This window comes from Pseudomonas frederiksbergensis, from assembly GCF_017114915.1.
Lineage (GTDB): Bacteria > Pseudomonadota > Gammaproteobacteria > Pseudomonadales > Pseudomonadaceae > Aquipseudomonas > Aquipseudomonas frederiksbergensis_I.
In genome coordinates, this window is the sequence record NZ_JAAUOE010000003.1 from 136,730 (window position 1) to 156,485 (window position 19,756).

19 protein-coding genes are annotated in these 19,756 nt (G+C 59.6%); all 19 read left to right on the forward strand.

The genetic code is table 11. From position 1 onward, the window contains the following. Positions 1 to 4: 4 nt before the first annotated feature. Positions 5 to 700, forward strand: coding sequence for a pseudaminic acid cytidylyltransferase (pseF, locus tag HCU66_RS03570; protein WP_205887190.1), 696 nt, complete (start codon positions 5 to 7; stop codon positions 698 to 700). Next, entirely contained in the window at positions 697 to 2,199 is a 1,503-nt protein-coding gene (pseG, locus tag HCU66_RS03575; RefSeq protein WP_205887191.1) for a UDP-2,4-diacetamido-2,4,6-trideoxy-beta-L-altropyranose hydrolase, read from the forward strand. The genes pseF and pseG overlap by 4 nt, the downstream gene beginning before the upstream one ends. Continuing rightward, on the forward strand, positions 2,196 to 3,248 hold the full coding sequence (gene pseI / locus HCU66_RS03580) for a pseudaminic acid synthase (protein WP_205887192.1): 1,053 nt from the start codon (positions 2,196 to 2,198) through the stop codon (positions 3,246 to 3,248). Before pseG ends, pseI begins: the two co-directional genes overlap by 4 nt. A 229-nt stretch (positions 3,249 to 3,477) precedes the next feature. Further along, positions 3,478 to 4,404, forward strand: coding sequence for a ketoacyl-ACP synthase III (locus tag HCU66_RS03585; RefSeq protein WP_007894181.1), 927 nt, complete (start codon positions 3,478 to 3,480; stop codon positions 4,402 to 4,404). Between the two features lie 97 nt (positions 4,405 to 4,501). Continuing rightward, on the forward strand, positions 4,502 to 5,794 hold the full coding sequence (locus HCU66_RS03590) for a motility associated factor glycosyltransferase family protein (protein WP_205887193.1): 1,293 nt from the start codon (positions 4,502 to 4,504) through the stop codon (positions 5,792 to 5,794). Beyond that, positions 5,791 to 6,060, forward strand: coding sequence for a hypothetical protein (locus HCU66_RS03595; RefSeq protein ID WP_205887194.1), 270 nt, complete (start codon positions 5,791 to 5,793; stop codon positions 6,058 to 6,060). Before HCU66_RS03590 ends, HCU66_RS03595 begins: the two co-directional genes overlap by 4 nt. Before the next feature lie 255 nt (positions 6,061 to 6,315). Then, positions 6,316 to 7,167, forward strand: coding sequence for a flagellin domain-containing protein (locus HCU66_RS03600; RefSeq protein ID WP_205887195.1), 852 nt, complete (start codon positions 6,316 to 6,318; stop codon positions 7,165 to 7,167). A 71-nt stretch (positions 7,168 to 7,238) separates the two neighbouring features. Beyond that, positions 7,239 to 7,604, forward strand: a complete 366-nt coding sequence (locus tag HCU66_RS03605) for a flagellar protein FlaG (protein ID WP_205887196.1) — start codon at positions 7,239 to 7,241, stop codon at positions 7,602 to 7,604. Between the two features lie 82 nt (positions 7,605 to 7,686). Next, positions 7,687 to 9,123, forward strand: coding sequence for a flagellar filament capping protein FliD (gene fliD, locus HCU66_RS03610; RefSeq protein WP_205887197.1), 1,437 nt, complete (start codon positions 7,687 to 7,689; stop codon positions 9,121 to 9,123). 126 nt (positions 9,124 to 9,249) lie between these two features. Then, entirely contained in the window at positions 9,250 to 9,645 is a 396-nt protein-coding gene (fliS, locus tag HCU66_RS03615; RefSeq protein ID WP_205887198.1) for a flagellar export chaperone FliS, read from the forward strand. Positions 9,646 to 9,655: 10 nt separating this feature from the next. Further along, complete coding sequence (gene fliT, locus HCU66_RS03620; protein ID WP_205887199.1) at positions 9,656 to 9,952, forward strand: flagellar protein FliT; 297 nt, start codon at positions 9,656 to 9,658, stop codon at positions 9,950 to 9,952. 172 nt (positions 9,953 to 10,124) lie between these two features. After that, a complete protein-coding gene (locus HCU66_RS03625) occupies positions 10,125 to 11,600 on the forward strand; it encodes a sigma-54 dependent transcriptional regulator (RefSeq protein ID WP_007938611.1) in 1,476 nt (491 codons plus the stop codon). Between the two features lie 128 nt (positions 11,601 to 11,728). Next, on the forward strand, positions 11,729 to 12,934 hold the full coding sequence (locus HCU66_RS03630) for a sensor histidine kinase (RefSeq protein ID WP_205887309.1): 1,206 nt from the start codon (positions 11,729 to 11,731) through the stop codon (positions 12,932 to 12,934). A 5-nt stretch (positions 12,935 to 12,939) separates the two neighbouring features. Next, positions 12,940 to 14,325 (forward strand): sigma-54-dependent transcriptional regulator, encoded by a 1,386-nt coding sequence (locus tag HCU66_RS03635; RefSeq protein ID WP_205887200.1) that lies wholly within the window; start codon positions 12,940 to 12,942, stop codon positions 14,323 to 14,325. Positions 14,326 to 14,454: 129 nt separating this feature from the next. Continuing rightward, positions 14,455 to 14,784 carry a flagellar hook-basal body complex protein FliE gene (gene fliE / locus HCU66_RS03640; RefSeq protein ID WP_205887201.1) on the forward strand — a complete coding sequence of 110 codons (330 nt, stop codon included), beginning with the start codon at positions 14,455 to 14,457 and terminating at the stop codon, positions 14,782 to 14,784. Positions 14,785 to 14,799: 15 nt separating this feature from the next. After that, a complete protein-coding gene (fliF, locus tag HCU66_RS03645; protein WP_205887202.1) occupies positions 14,800 to 16,587 on the forward strand; it encodes a flagellar basal-body MS-ring/collar protein FliF in 1,788 nt (595 codons plus the stop codon). Next, on the forward strand, positions 16,580 to 17,599 hold the full coding sequence (fliG, locus tag HCU66_RS03650) for a flagellar motor switch protein FliG (protein ID WP_205887203.1): 1,020 nt from the start codon (positions 16,580 to 16,582) through the stop codon (positions 17,597 to 17,599). The genes fliF and fliG overlap by 8 nt, the downstream gene beginning before the upstream one ends. Before the next feature lie 7 nt (positions 17,600 to 17,606). Further along, positions 17,607 to 18,407 carry a flagellar assembly protein FliH gene (fliH, locus tag HCU66_RS03655; protein ID WP_205887204.1) on the forward strand — a complete coding sequence of 267 codons (801 nt, stop codon included), beginning with the start codon at positions 17,607 to 17,609 and terminating at the stop codon, positions 18,405 to 18,407. Further along, positions 18,397 to 19,755 carry a flagellar protein export ATPase FliI gene (gene fliI, locus HCU66_RS03660; RefSeq protein WP_205887205.1) on the forward strand — a complete coding sequence of 453 codons (1,359 nt, stop codon included), beginning with the start codon at positions 18,397 to 18,399 and terminating at the stop codon, positions 19,753 to 19,755. Before fliH ends, fliI begins: the two co-directional genes overlap by 11 nt. Position 19,756 lies beyond the last annotated feature (1 nt).

The window sequence follows — 19,756 nt, forward strand, 5'->3', positions numbered from 1 at the left end:
ACTCTTGAGCTGTGTTGCGATCATTCCGGCCCGCGGTGGCAGCAAACGAATCCCACGCAAGAACCTCAAGCCGTTCGACGGCGTGCCGATGATCGTCCGTTCGATACGCACGGTGCTGGAGTCGAAGCTGTTCGACCAAGTAATCGTCAGCACCGACGACGAAGAGATCGCCGAGGTCGCGCTGGCCCATGGCGCTCAGGTGCCGTTCGTGCGGCCCGCAGCGCTTGCCGACGATTTCACCGGGACCGCAGCGGTGATTGTGCATGCCTTGAATCAATTGCCGCCGTTCGACTATGCGTGCTGCGTCTACGCAACGGCGCCGTTGTTGCATGCGCGTTATCTGCGTCAGGGGTATGAGTTGCTGGAGTGGCACCCGGACAGATCTTTCGCGTTCTCTGTCAGCAGTTTCGGTTTCCCGGTGCAACGGGCCTTGACCCTGGACGAGCAGGGCGCCTTGACCTCGCTCTACCCGGAATTTCGCGAGACCCGTTCCCAGGACTTGCCCGACGCTTTTCAAGATGCCGGCCAGTTCTACTGGGGGCGCAGCGAGGCCTGGTTGCGTGGCGATGTGCTGTTTTCGCCGGCGAGCCTGCCGGTGATTTTGCCGCGCTACCTGGTACAGGACATCGACACCCTCGAGGACTGGAAGCGCGCCGAATACCTTTACGCCGCATTGAAGGCCAGTGGTGAGTTGCAATGAGGGTACTGATCCGCGCCGACGCGTCGCCGACCATTGGCAGTGGCCATATCGCCCGCTGCCTGACCCTGGCCAGAGTGTTGCGAAAGCAGGGCTCGCATGTTGCCTTCGCCTGTCGTCTGTTGCCGGGGCATCGGCTGGACAGTCTGCGAGCCGAAGGTTTCGAGACCTTTGCGCTGCCGGAGCGCTATCGAGATGAGGATCCGCAGCAGGCCATCGAGTCGATGCTGCCGTGGCAAGCGGAGATCGCGGCGCTGGGGCAAGCATTGGAAAGCCATCCGGCTTTCGACTGGATCATCGTCGATCACTATGGCCTTGACCATCATTGGCAGACCGCCGCACGCCGCTGGGCTCCACGGATCGCGGCGGTGGACGACCTGGCCACTCGACAATACAGCGTCGATCTGCTGCTCAATCAAAATCTGTCGGGCACCCCAGAGGCTTACATCTCACTGCTGACGCCCGATTGCCAGACCCTGCTCGGCCCACGGTTTGCCCTGCTGCGCGATGAGTTCTGTTGCCCGGCGATCGAGATCAAACCTCGAGCCAGGCGCGTGCTGGTGAACTTCGGCGGTTTCGATGCGGCCATGCAAACCCACCACGCGATGTTGGCGCTGGCGGACTTCCATGAGCTGGAAATCGATTTCGTGGCGGGGGCCGACAATCCGGCGTGGGAACAGATGCAGGGTCTGGTGGATTATCGTCCGAACTGGCGCCTGCACAGTTTTGTCAGCGACTTCTACCGGCTGATGACCGAAGTCGATCTGTTCATCGGTGCCGGTGGCGGTACCAGTTGGGAGCGGGCGGCCCTGGGATTGCCGACAATCTGCATTGCTGTCTCGAATAATCAGCAGGCCAACGGCGAGGTGATGGCGACTTCGGGAGCTCATGTGTTCCTGGGCAACCGCGAGCAGGTCAGTGTCGAGCAGTTGCGCCAGGCCATCGGTTTTGTCGTGGGCAATCAGGGCGTTCGTCAAAATCTGGCCGAACGCTCGCGGCAGTTGGTCGATGGCCGTGGGGCGCAGCGGGTGGCGGCGGCGCTGGCGGGGGCGGTGTTGCAGGTGCGTCGGGCCACTTCGGACGATGCGCAATTGTTGTTCGAGGGGCGTAATGCCGAAGCGGTACGGCGTTGGTCGCTGGACACCCACGCCATCGATTGGCAACGGCATCAGGCCTGGCTGGCCACGAGCCTGAGCAATCCGCGGCGACTGCTGTTGATCGCCGAGGCGGATGACGGCCCGGTCGGTATGCTGCGCTATGACCTTGACGGTACTCAGGCCGAAGTCTCGATTTATCTGTTCGAAGGCCGATTCGGCCTGGGTTGGGGCAGGGCGCTGCTGTCGCGGGGCGAAGCGTTCGTCACGGCTCATTGGCCACAACTTGAGGCCGTCACCGCTCAGGTGCTGCCGGCCAATCAGCCTTCGCTGAAGGTTTTCCGCGAAGCAGGTTTTACTCAGAGTGCTTGCGCGTTCACGCGCGTACTGAAGGATCCCAAACAATGACCCGTTTCAAGATCGGCCATCGCTCGATCGGTGCCGATGCGCCGCCGTTCATCATTGCCGAAATGAGTGGTAACCATAACCAGTCGCTGGACGTGGCGCTGCGAATCGTCGAAGCCGCGGCCAAGGCCGGCGCCCATGCCTTGAAGCTGCAAACCTACACCGCCCAGACCATGACCCTGGACTTGTCCGAAGGTGAGTTCTTCATCAAGGACCCCAACAGCCTGTGGGCCGGTTCTTCGCTGTATGCGCTGTACGAAAAGGCCCACACGCCATGGGAATGGCACGCGCCGATTTTCGCCCGGGCCAAAGAGCTGGGCATGCTGGCGTTTTCCACGCCGTTTGATGACACCGCGGTGGACTTTCTCGAAAGTTTCGATGTGCCGGCCTACAAAATCGCCAGTTTCGAGAACACCGATCTACCGTTGATCCGGCGGGTCGCGGCCACCGGCAAGCCGCTGATTATTTCCACCGGCATGGCCAGCCTCGCCGAACTCGATGAAACCGTGCGTGCCGCCCGTGAGGCCGGTTGCAAGGACCTGGTGTTGCTCAAGTGCACCAGCACGTACCCGGCGACGCCGGCCAACAGCAATGTGCGCACCATCCCTCATCTGCGCGAGTTGTTTGGCTGTGAAGTCGGTTTGTCCGACCATTCGATGGGCGTCGGGGTGTCTGTCGCCGCCGTCGCGTTAGGGGCGACGGTGGTGGAAAAACATTTCACTCTCGACCGTGCCGCCGGTGGGGTGGACGCCAGTTTCTCCCTGGAGCCCGCCGAACTCGCCAGCCTGGTGATTGAAACCGAACGCGCCTGGCAGGCGATGGGCCAGGTGCATTACGGCGTGACCGAGGCCGAGCGCAAATCCCTGGTGTACCGCCGGTCGCTGTATGTCACCCAGGACATGGCCGCCGGAGAGCCTTTCACCGTCGCCAATCTGCGGGCCATCCGTCCGGGCTTGGGGCTGGCCCCCAAACACGCTGAAACCCTTCTGGGCCGCCGCGCCCGCCAGGCCATCAAGCGCGGAACGCCGCTGGACTGGTCATTGGTCGAATAACCTGTTGTTGGGTTGATTCGGCAAAATAGCGTGACCTGCGAGTCATTACGCGCATCTTCACTGTATTGTATAAATAGGGGAGAGGGCGCCTGGTCTGTTTTTTGACTCAGTGATGGCCTTTTACTCTTCCCGCTGTCACCCCCTTGAGGGCGACGTTATCGTTGTTTGTCGGCGCCCCTCGATTCCTTGCGAGCGGTGGTATTGGGCTGTTTATTATTGGGAAGCCGTAATGATTGGCATAAAGAGCATTGCGAGCTACGTTCCTGTAGCCGGCGTGGACAATTACGCACAAGGTGCAAAATTCGAAAAGGATGAAGAGTTCATCCTGGGCAAGATCGGTTCGGCTTTCCTGCCGCGCAAAGACGCCGGGCAAGAAACGTCGGACCTGTGTGTCGAAGCGGTCAACGCGCTGTTTGCCAACAATCCCGAATTGAAGCGTGAAGCTATCGATGTGCTGATCGTCGTGACCCAGAACGGCGACGAAGAAGGCCTGCCGCACACCGCCGCCATCGTTCAGGACAAACTGGGCCTGCCGACGACCGTGGCCGCGTTCGATATTTCCCTGGGCTGCTCCGGTTACGTCTATGGCATTTACGCCATCAAGGGCTTCATGGAAGCTGCGGGCCTGAAGAATGGCCTGCTGGTGACCGCCGATCCGTACTCCAAGATCGTCGACCCGGAAGACCGCAACACCACCATGCTTTTCGGCGATGCCGCCACCGCCACCTGGATGGGCGAAGACGCCCCCTGGCAGCTGGGCAAGGCCAAGTTCGGCACCGACGGTTCCGGCGCGCCGCACCTGAAGGTTTCCGACGGGGTGTTCTTCATGAACGGCCGTCAGGTCTTCAACTTTGCGCTGCTCAAAGTGCCGGCGCATTTGCATGAGCTGCTCGCAGATTCGGGCCTGACGGCTGACGATATCGATGCCTTCTGCATTCACCAGGGCAGCGCGGCGATTGTCGATGCCGTGGCGCGGCGTTTCGAGGGTGAGCCAGAGAAGTTCATCAAGGACATGGTCGAGACCGGTAATACCGTATCGTCGAGCATTCCGCTGCTGCTGGAAAAACACGTGCTGGACTCGAAGTGGAAGCGCGTGGCGCTGAGTGGTTTCGGGGTGGGGCTGTCCTGGGGGTCGGCGATCATCTATCGCCCTTGAATCAGGCTCTTTAGTCAAAGAAAGCCAGGCACAAAAAATAGCGTTCAAGGTGTAACCTTGAGCGCTATTTTTTTGCCCGAATGAAAAGCGAGGCTTCATGAGCGAGTTCTTTGAGCGCAACGCCGAGGTCATACAGCGCCGCTGGCCGCAGCTGTCGGCGCGCTTACCGGTTGAAGCCACGAGCCTGTTGCAGGCCGATCTGGTCGAAGGCCTGGGCTCGACGTTGAGCATCAACGGCATCCAGCTGACCAGTCGCCACGACCGCACCCGCGAGGCCAGGCTTCAGGCCGACAGCCTGCCCATCGACCATCCGGTGGTGCATGTCTACGGCACCGGGCTTGGCGATCTGCAACTGGAGTTGCTGGCGCGCGCCGGGCTTGAGCGCGTGTACGTGCACATCCTCAATGGCGCGGTGTTTGCGTTGGTGCTGCAACTGCTCGATCAACAGCAGTGGCTCAGCGATCCGCGAGTCGAGTTGCTGTATGCCGGCGATCTGGCGGAAATCCAGCTGCCGTTCTTTGCATTGCCATCCGAACTGGTACTGGCCGATGACTTCAATGCCAAGATCCGCGATCGTCTGATCAGCGAAACTCACCTGGCGTTCAATAACCGTGAATTCGACCCTCAGGCCCCGGACATCGTCGAGCGCTTGCAAGCGAGTCTGGAGCTTGTGCAAGCCGATAGCGATGTGGCCGAGTTGTTCGGTTCCTGTGTCGGGCAGGAAGCGTTCGTCATTGCCACGGGCCCGAGTCTTGAGCTGCACTTCGAGCGCTTGCGGGCGATTCGTGAGCAGGCGGTGCGACCGTTGTTCATTTGTGTCGATACCGCCTACCGGCCACTGCTCAATCATGGTATTCGCCCGGACGTGGTGGTCAGCATCGACCAGCGTATTTCGGGCCGGCATCTGCCACCAGAGGGTACGGCCGACATTACCCTGGCGTACATGCCTATGGTCGACCCTCAGGTGCTGGCGGCCTGGCAAGGGCCGCGGTATACCGGTTACTCCGCCAGCCCGATCTACCAACAGCTGCGTAGACAATGGCCCAAGGGCGAGCTGTATGTCGGCGGCAGCGTGATTCACCCAGCGGTGGACCTTGCGGTGAAGATGGGCGCAACGCAGATCACCCTGTTCGGTGCCGACTTCGCCTTCCCCAATGACAAGACCCATGCCGGCTGGAACGATGGCGACCTCGGCCCGCAACTGGGTGCGGCCAAACACTGGGTGCTCGATGGTCACGGTCAACGCATCAAAACCCAGCTCAATTTCCGCAGCTATCTGTGTGAGCTGGAGCGATTTATCGCCGGGCATCCTCAGGTGCGCTTCTATAACAGCAGTCGGGCAGGGGCGATGATCGCCGGTACGGCTTTTCACCCGGAGTTGGCGTCATGAGCGGGTTTGAATCCTTTGTCGTCGACTCAGAACAATGTGCGGCATTGTTTCGGTTGGGGCGTGAAGTAGAAGCAGGGCTGGCGATGATCGAATTGATCGGAGCGGTGCAGCCGTCCTTTGATCTGACGCCGCAGGATATTCAGCAGCAGTGGGTGCTGTTGCTCGGCCAGATGCTTGAGTGTCAGGAGACCCAGAACTGGTTGGCGCTGGCGGACTACCTGGAATATGAGCTGGTCCAGTTGCTGCGCGACAGTCTGTCCATTTAAACAATTTCTCTTCTGCCGGTGCAGGCGAGTTTTCGCCATTTTCGTCACCGGCATTTCTCTGACGTCATTTCTTTCGCTGCTCTCACGCTGCCAAGTCCTTGTATTACGGGGGGTGGCAACGTGATGGCAAATTTTTTTCAAAATCCCCTAAAGCAAGTTCCAATCCCGACGATAACTATTACGAAGGTTCTCTAGGCCATACCCGGCGGTTGCCAGGGCCGGAAGCCGCAGTACCCAACCAACGAGGAATTCGTCATGGCTTTAACAGTAAACACCAACGTCACATCGTTGAACGTTCAGAAAAACCTGAACCGCGCTTCCGACGCTCTGTCGACGTCGATGACTCGCCTGTCTTCCGGCCTGAAAATCAACAGCGCTAAAGACGACGCCGCCGGCCTGCAAATCGCTACCCGTATGACTTCGCAGATCCGTGGTCAGACCATGGCGATCAAAAACGCCAACGACGGTATCTCGATCGCTCAGACCGCTGAAGGCGCGATGCAGGAACAGACCAACATTCTGCAGCGTATGCGTGAGCTGGCTGTTCAATCGCGAAACGACTCCAACGGCACTGCTGACCGTGCTGCTCTGAACAAAGAATTCGCTTCGATGTCGGACGAGCTGACTCGTATCGCCAAGTCGACCAACCTGAACGGCAAGAACCTGATCGACGGCACTGCCGGCACCATGACTTTCCAGGTCGGTTCCAACACTGGCGCGACTAACCAGATCACCATCTCTCTGGCTGCCGGCACCGACGCCGTAACACTGGCCGTTGATAGTGACGCTATTGCCATCACCGGTACCGATGGCGCCACCGCAGAAGCCAGCACCGCTGCTGCGTTGAATGCGATCGATGCTGCTCTGTCGACCATCAACTCCACTCGTGCCGACCTCGGTGCTGCACAAAACCGTCTGACCAGCACCATCTCCAACTTGCAGAACATCAACGAAAACGCCGCTGCTGCACTGGGTCGCGTACAAGATACCGACTTCGCTGCTGAAACTGCACAGCTGACCAAGCAACAAACGCTGCAACAAGCGTCCACCGCAGTTCTGGCCCAAGCCAACCAACTGCCATCCGCTGTACTGAAACTGCTTCAGTAATAGTTGATAAGTTTTGGCGGGGGAGTGCGCTTGTCGCGCTCTCTCGCTTTTTACTTTAAGAGGTGATGGACATGGATATGAGCGTCAAGCTGAACTTGTCTTATCCTGCGGCCAAGCAGGCGACGACTGTTGCCGATCAGTCTGCGGAAAAGCCTCTAGCGGAAACTGCGCCAGTGGTTGCCGTCAAGGAAGGAGGTAAAAGCGACAAGACCGAGCAGGAAAAACTGAAGATGGCCGTTCAGGAAATCGAAAAGTTCGTTCAGTCAGTCAAGCGCAACCTGGAGTTCTCGATTGACGAGCCTTCAGGAAAAGTAGTGGTCAAAGTGATTGCCAGTGACTCCGGTGAGGTGATTCGTCAAATCCCCAACGAAGAAGTCCTCAAGCTGGCGAACAGTTTGAATGATGCAAGCAGCCTGTTGTTCAGCGCAAAAGTCTGACAGCTGGCACGAATTTTGTTGCTATGTTCTTTTGGGCGTTGTAGTGGTCAAAAGGCCGGCGAAACACTGAAGGGAGTTCTACATGGCAAGTCCGATTCTACCAGGCACGGGTCTAGGCTCCGGCCTTAACACCGGCGCTATCGTCAAAGCCTTGGTGGACGCTGACAAAGCGGCCAAGCAAGGTCAGATCGATCGTGGGACTGCGACCAACACCGCGAGTATCTCCGGTATCGGGACCTTGAAGTCGTTGATGGCTGCCTTCAATACGGCCATGAAGGGGCTGGGCAGCACGACTACCCCGCAATTTCCGGGTTTTGCAGCCACTTCCTCCGATGTGAAGATCGTCGGCGCCACTGCCAGTAACTCGGCGGTAAACGGCACCTACGTCGTGAAAGTGGACAATCTGGCTACATCTTCGAAAGTCACCAGTGCGGCGTTCGCCGGCGGTACGACCAGCCCGATCACTGCGGGTACGTTGAGCATCAAGCAGGGCTCCAGCACCTACAACCTCGACATCGAGGCCGGGGCGACGCTGCAATCGGTTCGTGACTCGATCAATGCCGATGCCTCGCTCAAGGGCGCAGGTATCAGTGCCAACATCATCACCGACTCTTTTGGTTCGCGCCTGGTGCTTGGCTCGACCACGACGGGTGCGGGCTCCGACATTTCCGTCAGCGGTATTTCGGAACTGACCATCGATGGCAGCAATGTCGTTGGCGCCAGCGGCGGTCCGGCAATGACTGCCACCTCGGCCGGTTCGATCGGTGCTACGGCCATTGATGCTAAATTCTCCATCGATGGCATGGAGCTGACCAGCAAGAGCAATACCGTAGACCAGGCCGTTTCCGGGCTGACCTTAAACTTGGTGGCAGCCGGTACGTCGACCGTCACCGTGGCCAGCAACAATGATGGTCTGAAGGCTTCGATCCAGAAGTTCGTCGATGCCTACAATGCTCTGGCCAACGGCATCACAGCATTGACCAAGCCTTCGCTCGACGATGACGGCAATCCCACTGTTGCGGCTGCATTGACCGGCGACGCGTTGCCGCGTTCGATTCTGTCGGCCATGCGCGGTCCGCTATCGGAAACCGGTGCGGGCGACAAACTGACTGTTCTGGCTCAGCTGGGTATCACCACCGACCAGAAAACCGGTGCCCTCAACTTCGACAGCACTAAGTTCACCAGTGCCATGAACGACAAGAAGCTGGGTGGTGAAGTCCAGAAGCTGTTTGTTGGCGACACTGGCAGTGACAATGGTTTGCTGGCGCGCATGCAGAAGGCTATCGCGCCGTTCTCCGATACCGGCGGTATTCTGGATCAGCGCACAACAAGCCTGAACAAGACAAAGACCAAGTTGACCAATGATCAGGCCGCCCTGGATCGCCGAATCGAGACCTTGACCGCGGTATTGACCAAAAAGTACAACGACATGGACACCCTGGTCGGCAAGTTGAAGGCCACCGCCAGTAACATCACCTCGATATTCGAAGCCATGACCGCGCAGCAGAAGAACTCGTAACACTCAGAGTGCCAAAAGCCCGGCAGCGTTTTCACGCTCCGGGCTTTTTGTTTTTGAATCTAAAGTTTTTTGACGCGTCGTCGATACATTGTTTATACGAACCACAGAATTCTGATGAGGTACAACATGAATCCAATGTTAGCCCTTCGCCAATACCAGAAGATTGGCGCTCAGGCGCAGACTTCCGAAGCCAGTCCACATCGCCTGGTGCAGATGCTGATGGAAGGTGGCCTGGACCGTATCGCCCAGGCCAAAGGTGCGATGGAGCGTAAGGATATTTCGAACAAAGGTGTGCTGATCGGCAAGGCCATCGGCATCATCGGTGGTCTGCGTGAAGGTCTGGACCTGGAAAACCAGGCTGAATCCGTAGGTGAGCTGGATAACCTCTACGCTTACATGATGAAGCGTCTGGCGGAAGCCAATATTAAGACCGATCCAAAAATCCTCGACGAAGTTGCCGATTTGCTTCGCACGGTGAAAGACGGTTGGGATGCTATTGGCGCACCTGCTCCCCAGTTTTAAGGAGATCACCATGAGTCTTGTATTGCAGCGAATCGAACAGACCCGGGACGCCCTGGTCGATGCATTGGCCGAGCGCAACTGGGAAGCCATTGGCGAATTGGACCTGGCTTGCCGTTCCTGCATGGAAGACGTCTTGAGTGAAGCTTCGGTGGACGAGGCCGCGTTGCGCGACAACCTTGAGGAGTTGCTGGGGGTGTATAAACAGCTTCTGGAGGCGGCGACGGGGGAGCGTCAGGCGATAGTCGACGAGATGTCGCAGATCCACCAAGCACAGAACGCGGCAAAGGTTTACCATCTGTTTGGTTAATTAACCCTAAGTTAATCCAAACATAGTGCGCCATAAATTTGACTGTGCACGTTTTTTTGACTTAACTAGTGGCTGGTTCCAGATTTCAGGCGTCTACAGGCACAACGTGTCTGCAAGCGTCTAGCTTGCCCCTCATTTTGGGCATTGAGTTGACTAGGGAAGTTGCTATTGCATGTGGCGTGAAACCAAAATTCTGCTGATTGATGACGATAGCGTCCGCCGCCGCGATTTGGCGGTGATTTTAAATTTTCTCGGCGAAGAAAATTTACCCTGTGGCAGCCATGACTGGCAGCAGGCGGTCGGCTCTCTGTCATCAAGTCGTGAAGTAATCTGTGTCCTCATCGGGACGGTCAATGCTCCTGGTGCACTTTTGGGCCTGTTAAAGACACTCTCAACCTGGGATGAGTTCCTTCCAGTTTTGTTAATGGGTGATAATTCTTCCATTGACTTGCCGGAAGACCAGCGTCGTCGAGTGCTTTCGACCCTCGAAATGCCACCCAGCTACAGCAAACTGCTCGATTCGCTGCACCGTGCCCAGGTCTATCGCGAGATGTATGACCAGGCCCGCGAGCGCGGTCGTCACCGTGAGCCCAATCTGTTCCGCAGCCTTGTCGGCACCAGCCGGGCGATTCAACACGTCCGTCAGATGATGCAGCAAGTCGCCGACACCGACGCCAGCGTGCTGATCCTTGGCGAATCCGGGACCGGCAAGGAAGTGGTTGCGCGCAATCTGCATTACCACTCCAAGCGTCGTGAAGCGCCGTTCGTTCCGGTCAACTGCGGGGCGATCCCGGCCGAGTTGCTGGAAAGCGAATTGTTCGGTCACGAGAAGGGCGCCTTCACCGGCGCGATCACCAGCCGCGCCGGGCGTTTCGAGTTGGCCAACGGCGGCACACTGTTCCTCGATGAAATCGGCGACATGCCGCTGCCAATGCAGGTCAAGCTGCTGCGCGTCTTGCAGGAGCGCACCTTCGAGCGCGTGGGCAGCAACAAGACCCAAAGCGTCGATGTGCGGATCATTGCGGCGACCCACAAGAATCTCGAAAGCATGATCGAGATCGGCACCTTCCGCGAAGACCTCTACTATCGCCTGAACGTGTTCCCGATCGAGATGGCGCCGTTGCGCGAGCGCGTCGAAGACATCCCGTTGCTGATGAACGAGTTGATCTCGCGCATGGAGCACGAGAAGCGCGGTTCGATCCGTTTCAACTCGGCAGCGATCATGTCGCTGTGCCGTCATGGCTGGCCGGGCAACGTTCGCGAGCTGGCCAACCTGGTGGAGCGCATGGCGATCATGCACCCGTACGGGGTGATCGGCGTGGTCGAATTGCCGAAGAAATTCCGCTACGTCGACGATGAAGACGAGCAGATGGTCGACAGCCTGCGCAGCGATCTCGAAGAGCGGGTGGCCATTAACGGTCATACCCCGGACTTCACCGCCAATGCGCTGCTGCCGCCAGAAGGCCTGGACCTGAAGGACTACCTGGGTGGTCTGGAGCAAGGGTTGATTCAGCAGGCGCTGGATGACGCCAATGGCATCGTGGCGCGGGCGGCCGAGCGGTTGCGTATTCGTCGCACCACGCTGGTGGAGAAGATGCGCAAGTACGGCATGAGTCGTCGTGATGGTGATGAACAGGCGGATGATTGACGCCTGTTTTTCAACTCCTTCATTTATAGGCAGTTTTTTTTAGGCACGGGTATTGCTACATCCCTCGCAACGTTCCGTTTAACTGACGGTCAGCCACGCGAGAGAGCACAATGCCCCAAGCCGCCCAGATGTCTCCTGTCCCTGACACTTCGGGGCAATCGTCGTCCGTAGAGCAGGCAAGTCGGCTTGGCCTTGAGCAGGCGTTTGCGCTGTTCAGCCAGATGTCGAGCCAACTGACCGACTCCTACAGCATGCTCGAAGCCCGGGTCACCGAGCTTAAGGGCGAGCTGGCAGTGGTCAGTGCTCAGCGCATGCAGGAGCTGGCGGAAAAAGAACGCCTGGCCAACCGTCTGCAAAACCTCCTCGATCTATTGCCCGGCGGCGTCATCGTCATCGACGCCCAAGGCATCGTCCGTGAAGCCAATCCCGCCGCATGTGAGCTGCTCGGCTTGCCCCTCGAAGGCGAGCTGTGGCGCCATGTCATTGCGCGATGCTTTGCGCCGCGCGAAGACGACGGTCACGAAATTTCTCTCAAGGACGGTCGGCGCCTGTCGATCGCCACGCGCTCGTTGGACGCCGAACCCGGTCAGTTGGTGTTGCTCAACGACCTGACTGAAACCCGCCATCTACAAGATCAATTGGCTCGTCATGAGCGCCTGTCGTCCCTCGGTCGCATGGTTGCGTCGTTGGCCCATCAGATTCGTACGCCGTTGTCCGCTGCGTTGCTCTACGCCAGTCATTTGACTGAGCAGGAGCTGCCGATCGCCACGCAACAGCGTTTTGCCGGTCGGCTGAAAGAGCGTCTGCATGAGCTGGAGCACCAGGTGCGCGACATGCTGGTGTTCGCTCGCGGCGAGTTGCCGTTGACCGATCGCGTGACGCCCAAGCTGTTGATGCAGGCGCTGCAAGCGGCCGCCCTGACCCATGTTCAGGATCTGCCGATTCGCTGGCAGTGCGACAGTCATGTCGGTGAGTTGCTGTGCAATCGCGACACGCTGGTCGGGGCGATCCTCAATCTGATCGAGAATGCCATCCAGGCCAGTGCTGGCGATGTCCGTTTGAAAGTCCATCTCTACACCCGTGATAACAACTTGCGTGTATCGGTCAGCGACAGCGGCAGCGGCATCGCTACGAAAGTGCTGGCGCGTCTGGGCGAGCCGTTTTTCACCACCAAAACCACCGGCACCGGCCTGGGCCTGACCGTGGTCAAGGCAGTGGCCCGTGCTCATCAGGGAGAATTGCAGCTGCGCTCGCGGCCGGGTCGCGGTACTTGCGCACAGGTGATCTTGCCGCTTTTTTCCGGTGAACAGCCCAGCGCTCAGGGAGCGAAGTGAAAGACATGGCCATCAAGGTTTTGCTGGTCGAGGATGACCGCGCGCTACGGGAGGCATTGGCCGATACGCTATTGCTTGCCGGGCACGATTACAAGACGGTCGGTTCGGCGGAGGAGGCGCTGGCCGCGGTCGGCGCCGAGGCATTTAATTTAGTGGTCAGCGACGTCAACATGCCGGGTATGGACGGTCATCAATTGCTTGGATTGCTGCGGGCTCGTCAGCCGCAACTGCCGGTGTTGTTGATGACCGCTCACGGTGCGGTCGAGCGAGCGGTCGACGCCATGCGTCAGGGCGCGGCGGATTATCTGGTCAAGCCGTTCGAGCCCAAGGCCTTGCTCGATCTGGTGGCGCGTCACGCCCTGGGCAATCTCGGCGCGATCGAGAGCGAGGGGCCTGTGGCGTTTGAGCCGGCCAGTGCGCAATTGCTGGAATTGGCCGCGCGGGTGGCGCGCAGTGACTCCACAGTGTTGATCTCCGGTGAGTCCGGGACCGGTAAGGAAGTGCTGGCGCGTTACATCCATCAGCACTCCCATCGCGCCAGCCAGCCGTTCATTGCGATCAACTGCGCAGCGATCCCGGACAACATGCTTGAAGCCACCTTGTTCGGTCACGAAAAGGGTTCGTTCACCGGCGCTATCGCGGCGCAGGCCGGCAAGTTCGAACAGGCCGATGGCGGGACGATCCTGCTCGACGAAATCTCTGAAATGCCCCTCGGCCTGCAGGCCAAATTACTGCGCGTATTACAGGAGCGTGAAGTCGAGCGAGTCGGTGCGCGCAAGCCGATCACCCTGGACATTCGAGTGGTCGCCACCACCAACCGTGACCTGGCCGGTGAAGTGGCGGCGGGGCGTTTTCGCGAAGACCTCTACTATCGCCTGTCGGTGTTCCCGCTGGCCTGGCGTCCGCTGCGCGAGCGTACCGCCGACATCCTGCCGCTGGCCGAGCGCTTGCTGGCCAAGCACGTCAATAAAATGAAGCATGCCGCGGCGAAGCTCTCACCCGAGGCGCGGGCGTGCCTGATCAGCTATCCGTGGCCGGGCAATGTGCGTGAGCTGGACAACGCGATCCAGCGTGCCTTGATTCTGCAGCAGGGCGGTTTGATCCAGCCGCAGGATTTCTGCCTGGCCGGGCCCGTGGCGTGTGCGCCGTTGCCGGCATTGATGCCAGCGCCGGTGCGTGTATTGGAGGTTGAAGCCGAATCGGCCGGTGCCCTCTGCGATGATCTGCGGCGCCGGGAGTTCCAGATGATCATCGACACCTTGCGCTCCGAGCGTGGCCGTCGCAAAGAAGCCGCCGAACGACTGGGCATCAGCCCGCGCACCTTGCGCTACAAGCTGGCGCAGATGCGCGACGCCGGAATGGATGTGGAGGCGTACCTGTTCGCCACGTGAAGGGTTGGCAAACAAAAGCACAGAAGGTCTTTTGTTTAGAGCAGCCATGGAGCTGGCACCCTTGTTGCTAACACCTCACTACCCGCCGAGTGAGTGTCAAAAAATTGCGGGTCGTCAAAGAGAGAAACCATGAGCCAAGGTATTGAATTCAATCGGTTGATGCTGGATATGCGCGCCATGCAAATGGATGCCATGTCTGCGCCGAAATCGACTGCCGCTGTCCCTGAGTTGGGTGGCAGCAGCTTTTCCGACATGCTCGGTCAGGCCGTCAATAAAGTGAACGACACCCAGCAGGCGTCCAATCAGTTGGCCAGTGCCTTCGAGATCGGTAAAAGCGGCGTCGACCTGACGGACGTGATGATTTCCTCACAGAAGGCCAGCGTGTCTTTTCAGGCGCTGACCCAAGTGCGTAACAAGCTGGTTCAGGCTTACCAAGACATCATGCAGATGCCGGTTTAAGGACGAGATTGAGTCATGGCAGAAGCAATCGCCGATAACGTTCCGGCCAAGGCCACTCCGATAGACGGCAAACCGCCGCTGTTCGGGTTGTCCTTCCTGGAAAACCTCTCCGAGATGACCATGTTGCGTCAGGTGGGCCTGTTGGTCGGCCTGGCGGCGAGCGTGGCGATTGGTTTTGCCGTGGTGTTGTGGTCCCAGCAGCCAGACTACCGGCCTTTGTACGGCAGTCTCGCCGGCATGGACGCCAAGCAGGTCATGGAAACCCTGGCCGCCGCCGACATTCCCTATACCGTCGAACCGAATTCCGGTGCCTTGCTGGTCAAGGCCGATGATCTGTCCCGTGCGCGGCTCAAGCTCGCGGCCGCTGGTGTCACTCCCAGTGATGGCAATATCGGTTTCGAGATCCTCGACAAGGAACAAGGACTGGGCACCAGCCAGTTCATGGAAGCGACCCGTTATCGTCGCGGTCTCGAGGGCGAACTGGCCCGGACCATTTCCAGCCTGAACAACGTCAAGGGTGCCCGCGTGCATCTGGCGATTCCGAAAAGTTCGGTGTTCGTGCGTGATGAACGCAAGCCCAGCGCCTCAGTGCTGGTTGAACTGTATTCCGGTCGCTCGCTGGAGCCAGGCCAGGTCGTGGCCATCGTCAATCTGGTGGCGACCAGCGTTCCCGAACTGAGCAAATCGCAGATCACCGTCGTCGACCAGAAGGGCAATCTACTGTCGGATCAGGCGGAAAACTCCGAACTGACCATGGCCGGCAAGCAATTCGATTACAGCCGTCGCATGGAAAGCATGCTGACCCAGCGCGTGCACAACATCCTGCAACCGGTACTGGGCAACGATCGTTATAAAGCCGAAGTCTCGGCCGATGTGGATTTCAGCGCCGTCGAATCGACGTCCGAGCAGTTCAACCCGGATCAGCCGGCGTTGCGCAGCGAGCAGTCGGTCAACGAGCAACGCACCGCCAGCAATGGCCCGCAAGGCGTACCGGGTGCCCTGAGCAACCAGCCGCCGTCGCCTGCTTCGGCGCCGCAAACCACCGGTGGCACCACGGCGTCGGCCGGCATGGTGCAACCAGGCCAGCCACTGCTCGATGCCAACGGCCAACAAATCATGGACCCGGCCACCGGCCAGCCGATGCTGGCGCCGTACCCGGCGGACAAGCGTCAACAGTCCACCAAGAACTTCGAACTCGACCGCTCCATCAGCCATACCAAACAACAGCAGGGCCGTTTGAATCGCCTGTCGGTGTCGGTGGTGGTGGATGATCAAGTCAAGGTCAACGCAGCCAATGGCGAAACGACTCGGGCGCCATGGAGTGCCGATGAATTGGCGCGCTTTACCCGTCTGGTGCAGGACGCGGTCGGTTTCGATGCCAGCCGTGGCGACAGCGTCAGCGTGATCAACATGCCGTTCTCCGCCGAGCGCGGTGAAGTGATCGCCGATATTCCGTTCTACTCCCAGCCATGGTTCTGGGACATCGTCAAGCAAGTGCTGGGTGTGTTGTTCATCCTGGTGCTGGTGTTCGGTGTGTTGCGTCCGGTGCTCAACAACATCACCGGCGGCGGCAAAGGCAAGCAGTTCGCAGGCCTTGGCAGCGACGTGGAACTCGGTGGCATGGGCGCACTGGATGGCGAGCTGGCCAACGACCGCGTCAGCCTTGGTGGTCCGACCAGCATCCTGTTGCCGAGCCCGAGCGATGGCTATGACGCACAGTTGAACGCAATCAAGAGTCTGGTGGCAGAAGATCCGGGTCGCGTGGCCCAGGTCGTGAAAGAGTGGATTAACGCAGATGAGTGATAACCGAGCCGTTGCCGCCAAACTGTCCCGGGTCGACAAAGCCGCGATTCTGCTGCTGTCCCTGGGTTCTACCGATGCCGCGCAAGTGCTGCGCCACATGGGGCCCAAAGAAGTCCAGCGTGTGGGTGTGGCCATGGCCCAGATGGGCAACGTGCACCGCGAACAGGTCGAACAGGTCATGAGCGAGTTCGTCGACATGGTCGGCGACCAGACCAGCCTGGGCGTCGGCTCTGACGACTACGTGCGCAAAATGCTCACCCAGGCCCTGGGCGAAGACAAGGCCAACGGCCTGATCGACCGGATCCTGCTGGGCGGCAACACCAGTGGCCTCGACAGCCTGAAGTGGATGGAACCGCGCGCCGTGGCCGACGTGATCCGCTACGAGCACCCGCAGATCCAGGCAATCGTGGTGGCGTACCTCGACCCGGATCAGGCCGGTGAAGTGCTGGGCAACTTCGACCACAAGGTGCGGCTGGACATCATCCTGCGCGTCTCGTCGCTGAACACCGTGCAGCCGGCGGCCCTGAAAGAGCTCAACCAGATTCTCGAGAAGCAGTTCTCCGGCAACTCGAATGCCTCGCGCACCACCCTGGGTGGCATCAAGCGCGCGGCAGACATCATGAACTTCCTCGACAGCTCGATCGAAGGTCAGTTGATGGACTCGATCCGCGAAGTCGACGAAGACCTGTCCGGTCAGATCGAAGACCTCATGTTCGTGTTCAACAACCTGTCCGATGTCGACGACCGCGGCATTCAGGCGCTGTTGCGCGAAGTGTCCTCGGACGTTCTGGTACTGGCCCTCAAGGGATCGGACGAAGGCGTCAAGGAAAAGATCTTCAAGAACATGTCCAAACGGGCGGCCGAACTGTTGCGCGACGACCTCGAGGCCAAGGGCCCGGTGCGCGTCAGCGACGTGGAAACGGCGCAGAAAGAAATCCTCACCATTGCCCGCCGTATGGCCGAAGCCGGAGAAATCGTTCTCGGCGGGAAGGGTGGCGAAGAGATGATCTAAGGTCACTATGTCGTCCAAACATGATGAGTCCCAGACCGACCTGATCCGTGCCAAGGACGTCGCGGGTTTCGACGTCTGGGCGCTGCCCAGCTTCGACCCGTTTGTGCCGGAACCCGAGCCGGAGCCGGAACCCGAACCGCCGGAAATGGAAGAAGTGCCGCTGGAAGAAGTCCAGCCACTGACCCTCGAAGAGCTCGAAAGCATTCGCCAGGAGGCCTACAACGAAGGCTTTGCCATTGGCGAGAAAGAAGGTTTCCACAGCACCACGCTCAAGGTTCGTCAGGAAGCCGAAGTGGCCCTGGCGGCCAGGATTGCGGGCCTGGAACAACTGATGGCCAACCTGTTCGAACCCATTGCGGAGCAGGACACCCAGATCGAAAAGTCGCTGGTCAACCTCGTTCGGCATATCACCAAACAAGTGATTCAGCGCGAACTGGCCATCGACTCCACGCAAATCGAACACGTCATGCGTGAAGCACTCAAGCTCTTGCCGCTGGGCGTGGGCAATGTGCGGCTGTACGTCAACCCGCAGGATTTCGAACAGGTCAAAGCCCTGCGCGAGCGCCATGAAGAAACCTGGCGCATCGTCGAGGATGAATCCTTGTTGCCGGGTGGTTGCCGGGTCGAGACCGAACACAGTCGCATCGACGCCACCGTCGAAACCCGTGTTACCCAGGTCATGGCCAAGCTGTTCGATCAATTGCACGATCAGGCGCTGCACCCGGCCGCGCCGGACCTGAGCCTTGAACTGCCGGTCAGCGAAAAACCTGCGGTTGCCCCGGCACTGGACGATCCCGATGCGCCTTGATCGCACCAGCTTCGCCAAGCGCCTCGGTAGCTACGCCGAGGCCACGGAGCTGGCTGGCGCACCGATTCTCGAAGGTCGCCTGCTGCGCATGGTCGGCCTGACCCTGGAAGCCGAAGGCTTGCGCGCCGCCATGGGCAGCCGCTGCATGGTCATCAACGATGACAGCTATCACCCGGTGCAGGTCGAAGCCGAAGTCATGGGCTTCTCTGGCAGCAAAGTCTTTCTGATGCCGGTCGGCAGCGTCGCCGGCATTGCGCCAGGCGCGCGCGTGGTTCCCTTGGTGGACAACGGTCGTTTGCCGATGGGCATGAGCATGCTCGGGCGGGTACTCGATGGCGCCGGTCGTGCGCTGGATGGCAAGGGCGGGATGAAGGCTGAAGATTGGGTGCCGATGGACGGCCCGACCATCAACCCGCTCAAGCGTGACCCGATCAGTCAGCCGCTGGACGTCGGTATTCGCTGCATCAACGGTTTGTTGACGGTTGGTCGCGGTCAACGCCTTGGGCTGTTCGCCGGCACCGGCGTCGGCAAGAGTGTGCTGCTGGGCATGATGACCCGCTTCACCGAGGCCGACATTATCGTGGTCGGGCTGATCGGTGAGCGGGGGCGTGAAGTTAAAGAGTTCATCGAGCACATCCTCGGTGAGGAGGGGCTCAAGCGTTCGGTGGTGGTGGCTTCGCCGGCGGACGATGCGCCGCTGATGCGTCTGCGCGCGGCGATGTACTGCACGCGGATCGCCGAGTATTTCCGCGACAAGGGCAAGAACGTCCTGTTGCTGATGGATTCCCTGACCCGTTTCGCCCAGGCTCAGCGGGAAATCGCCCTGGCCATCGGCGAACCGCCGGCGACCAAGGGCTACCCGCCGTCGGTGTTCGCCAAGTTGCCGAAGCTGGTGGAGCGGGCCGGTAACGCCGAAAAGGGCGGCGGTTCGATCACGGCGTTTTACACCGTATTGTCCGAGGGCGACGACCAGCAGGACCCGATCGCCGACTCAGCGCGGGGCGTGCTCGATGGGCACATCGTGCTGTCCCGGCGTCTGGCCGAGGAAGGGCATTACCCGGCCATCGATATCGAAGCCTCCATCAGCCGGGTCATGCCATCGGTGGTCGGCATCAAGCATTTGAACCACGCGCAGATGTTCAAGCAATACTGGTCGCGCTATCAGCAGAGCCGCGACCTGATCAGCGTCGGCGCCTATGTGCCGGGCGGTGACCGGGAAACCGACACTGCGATCAATTTGCAACCGGCCATGTCCCTGTACCTGCGCCAGGGCTTGAACGACAACATCAGCATGGGCGCCAGCGAAGGCCATCTCGCTTCGGTCTTCGCGCCAGCGCCGGGCGGTTAAC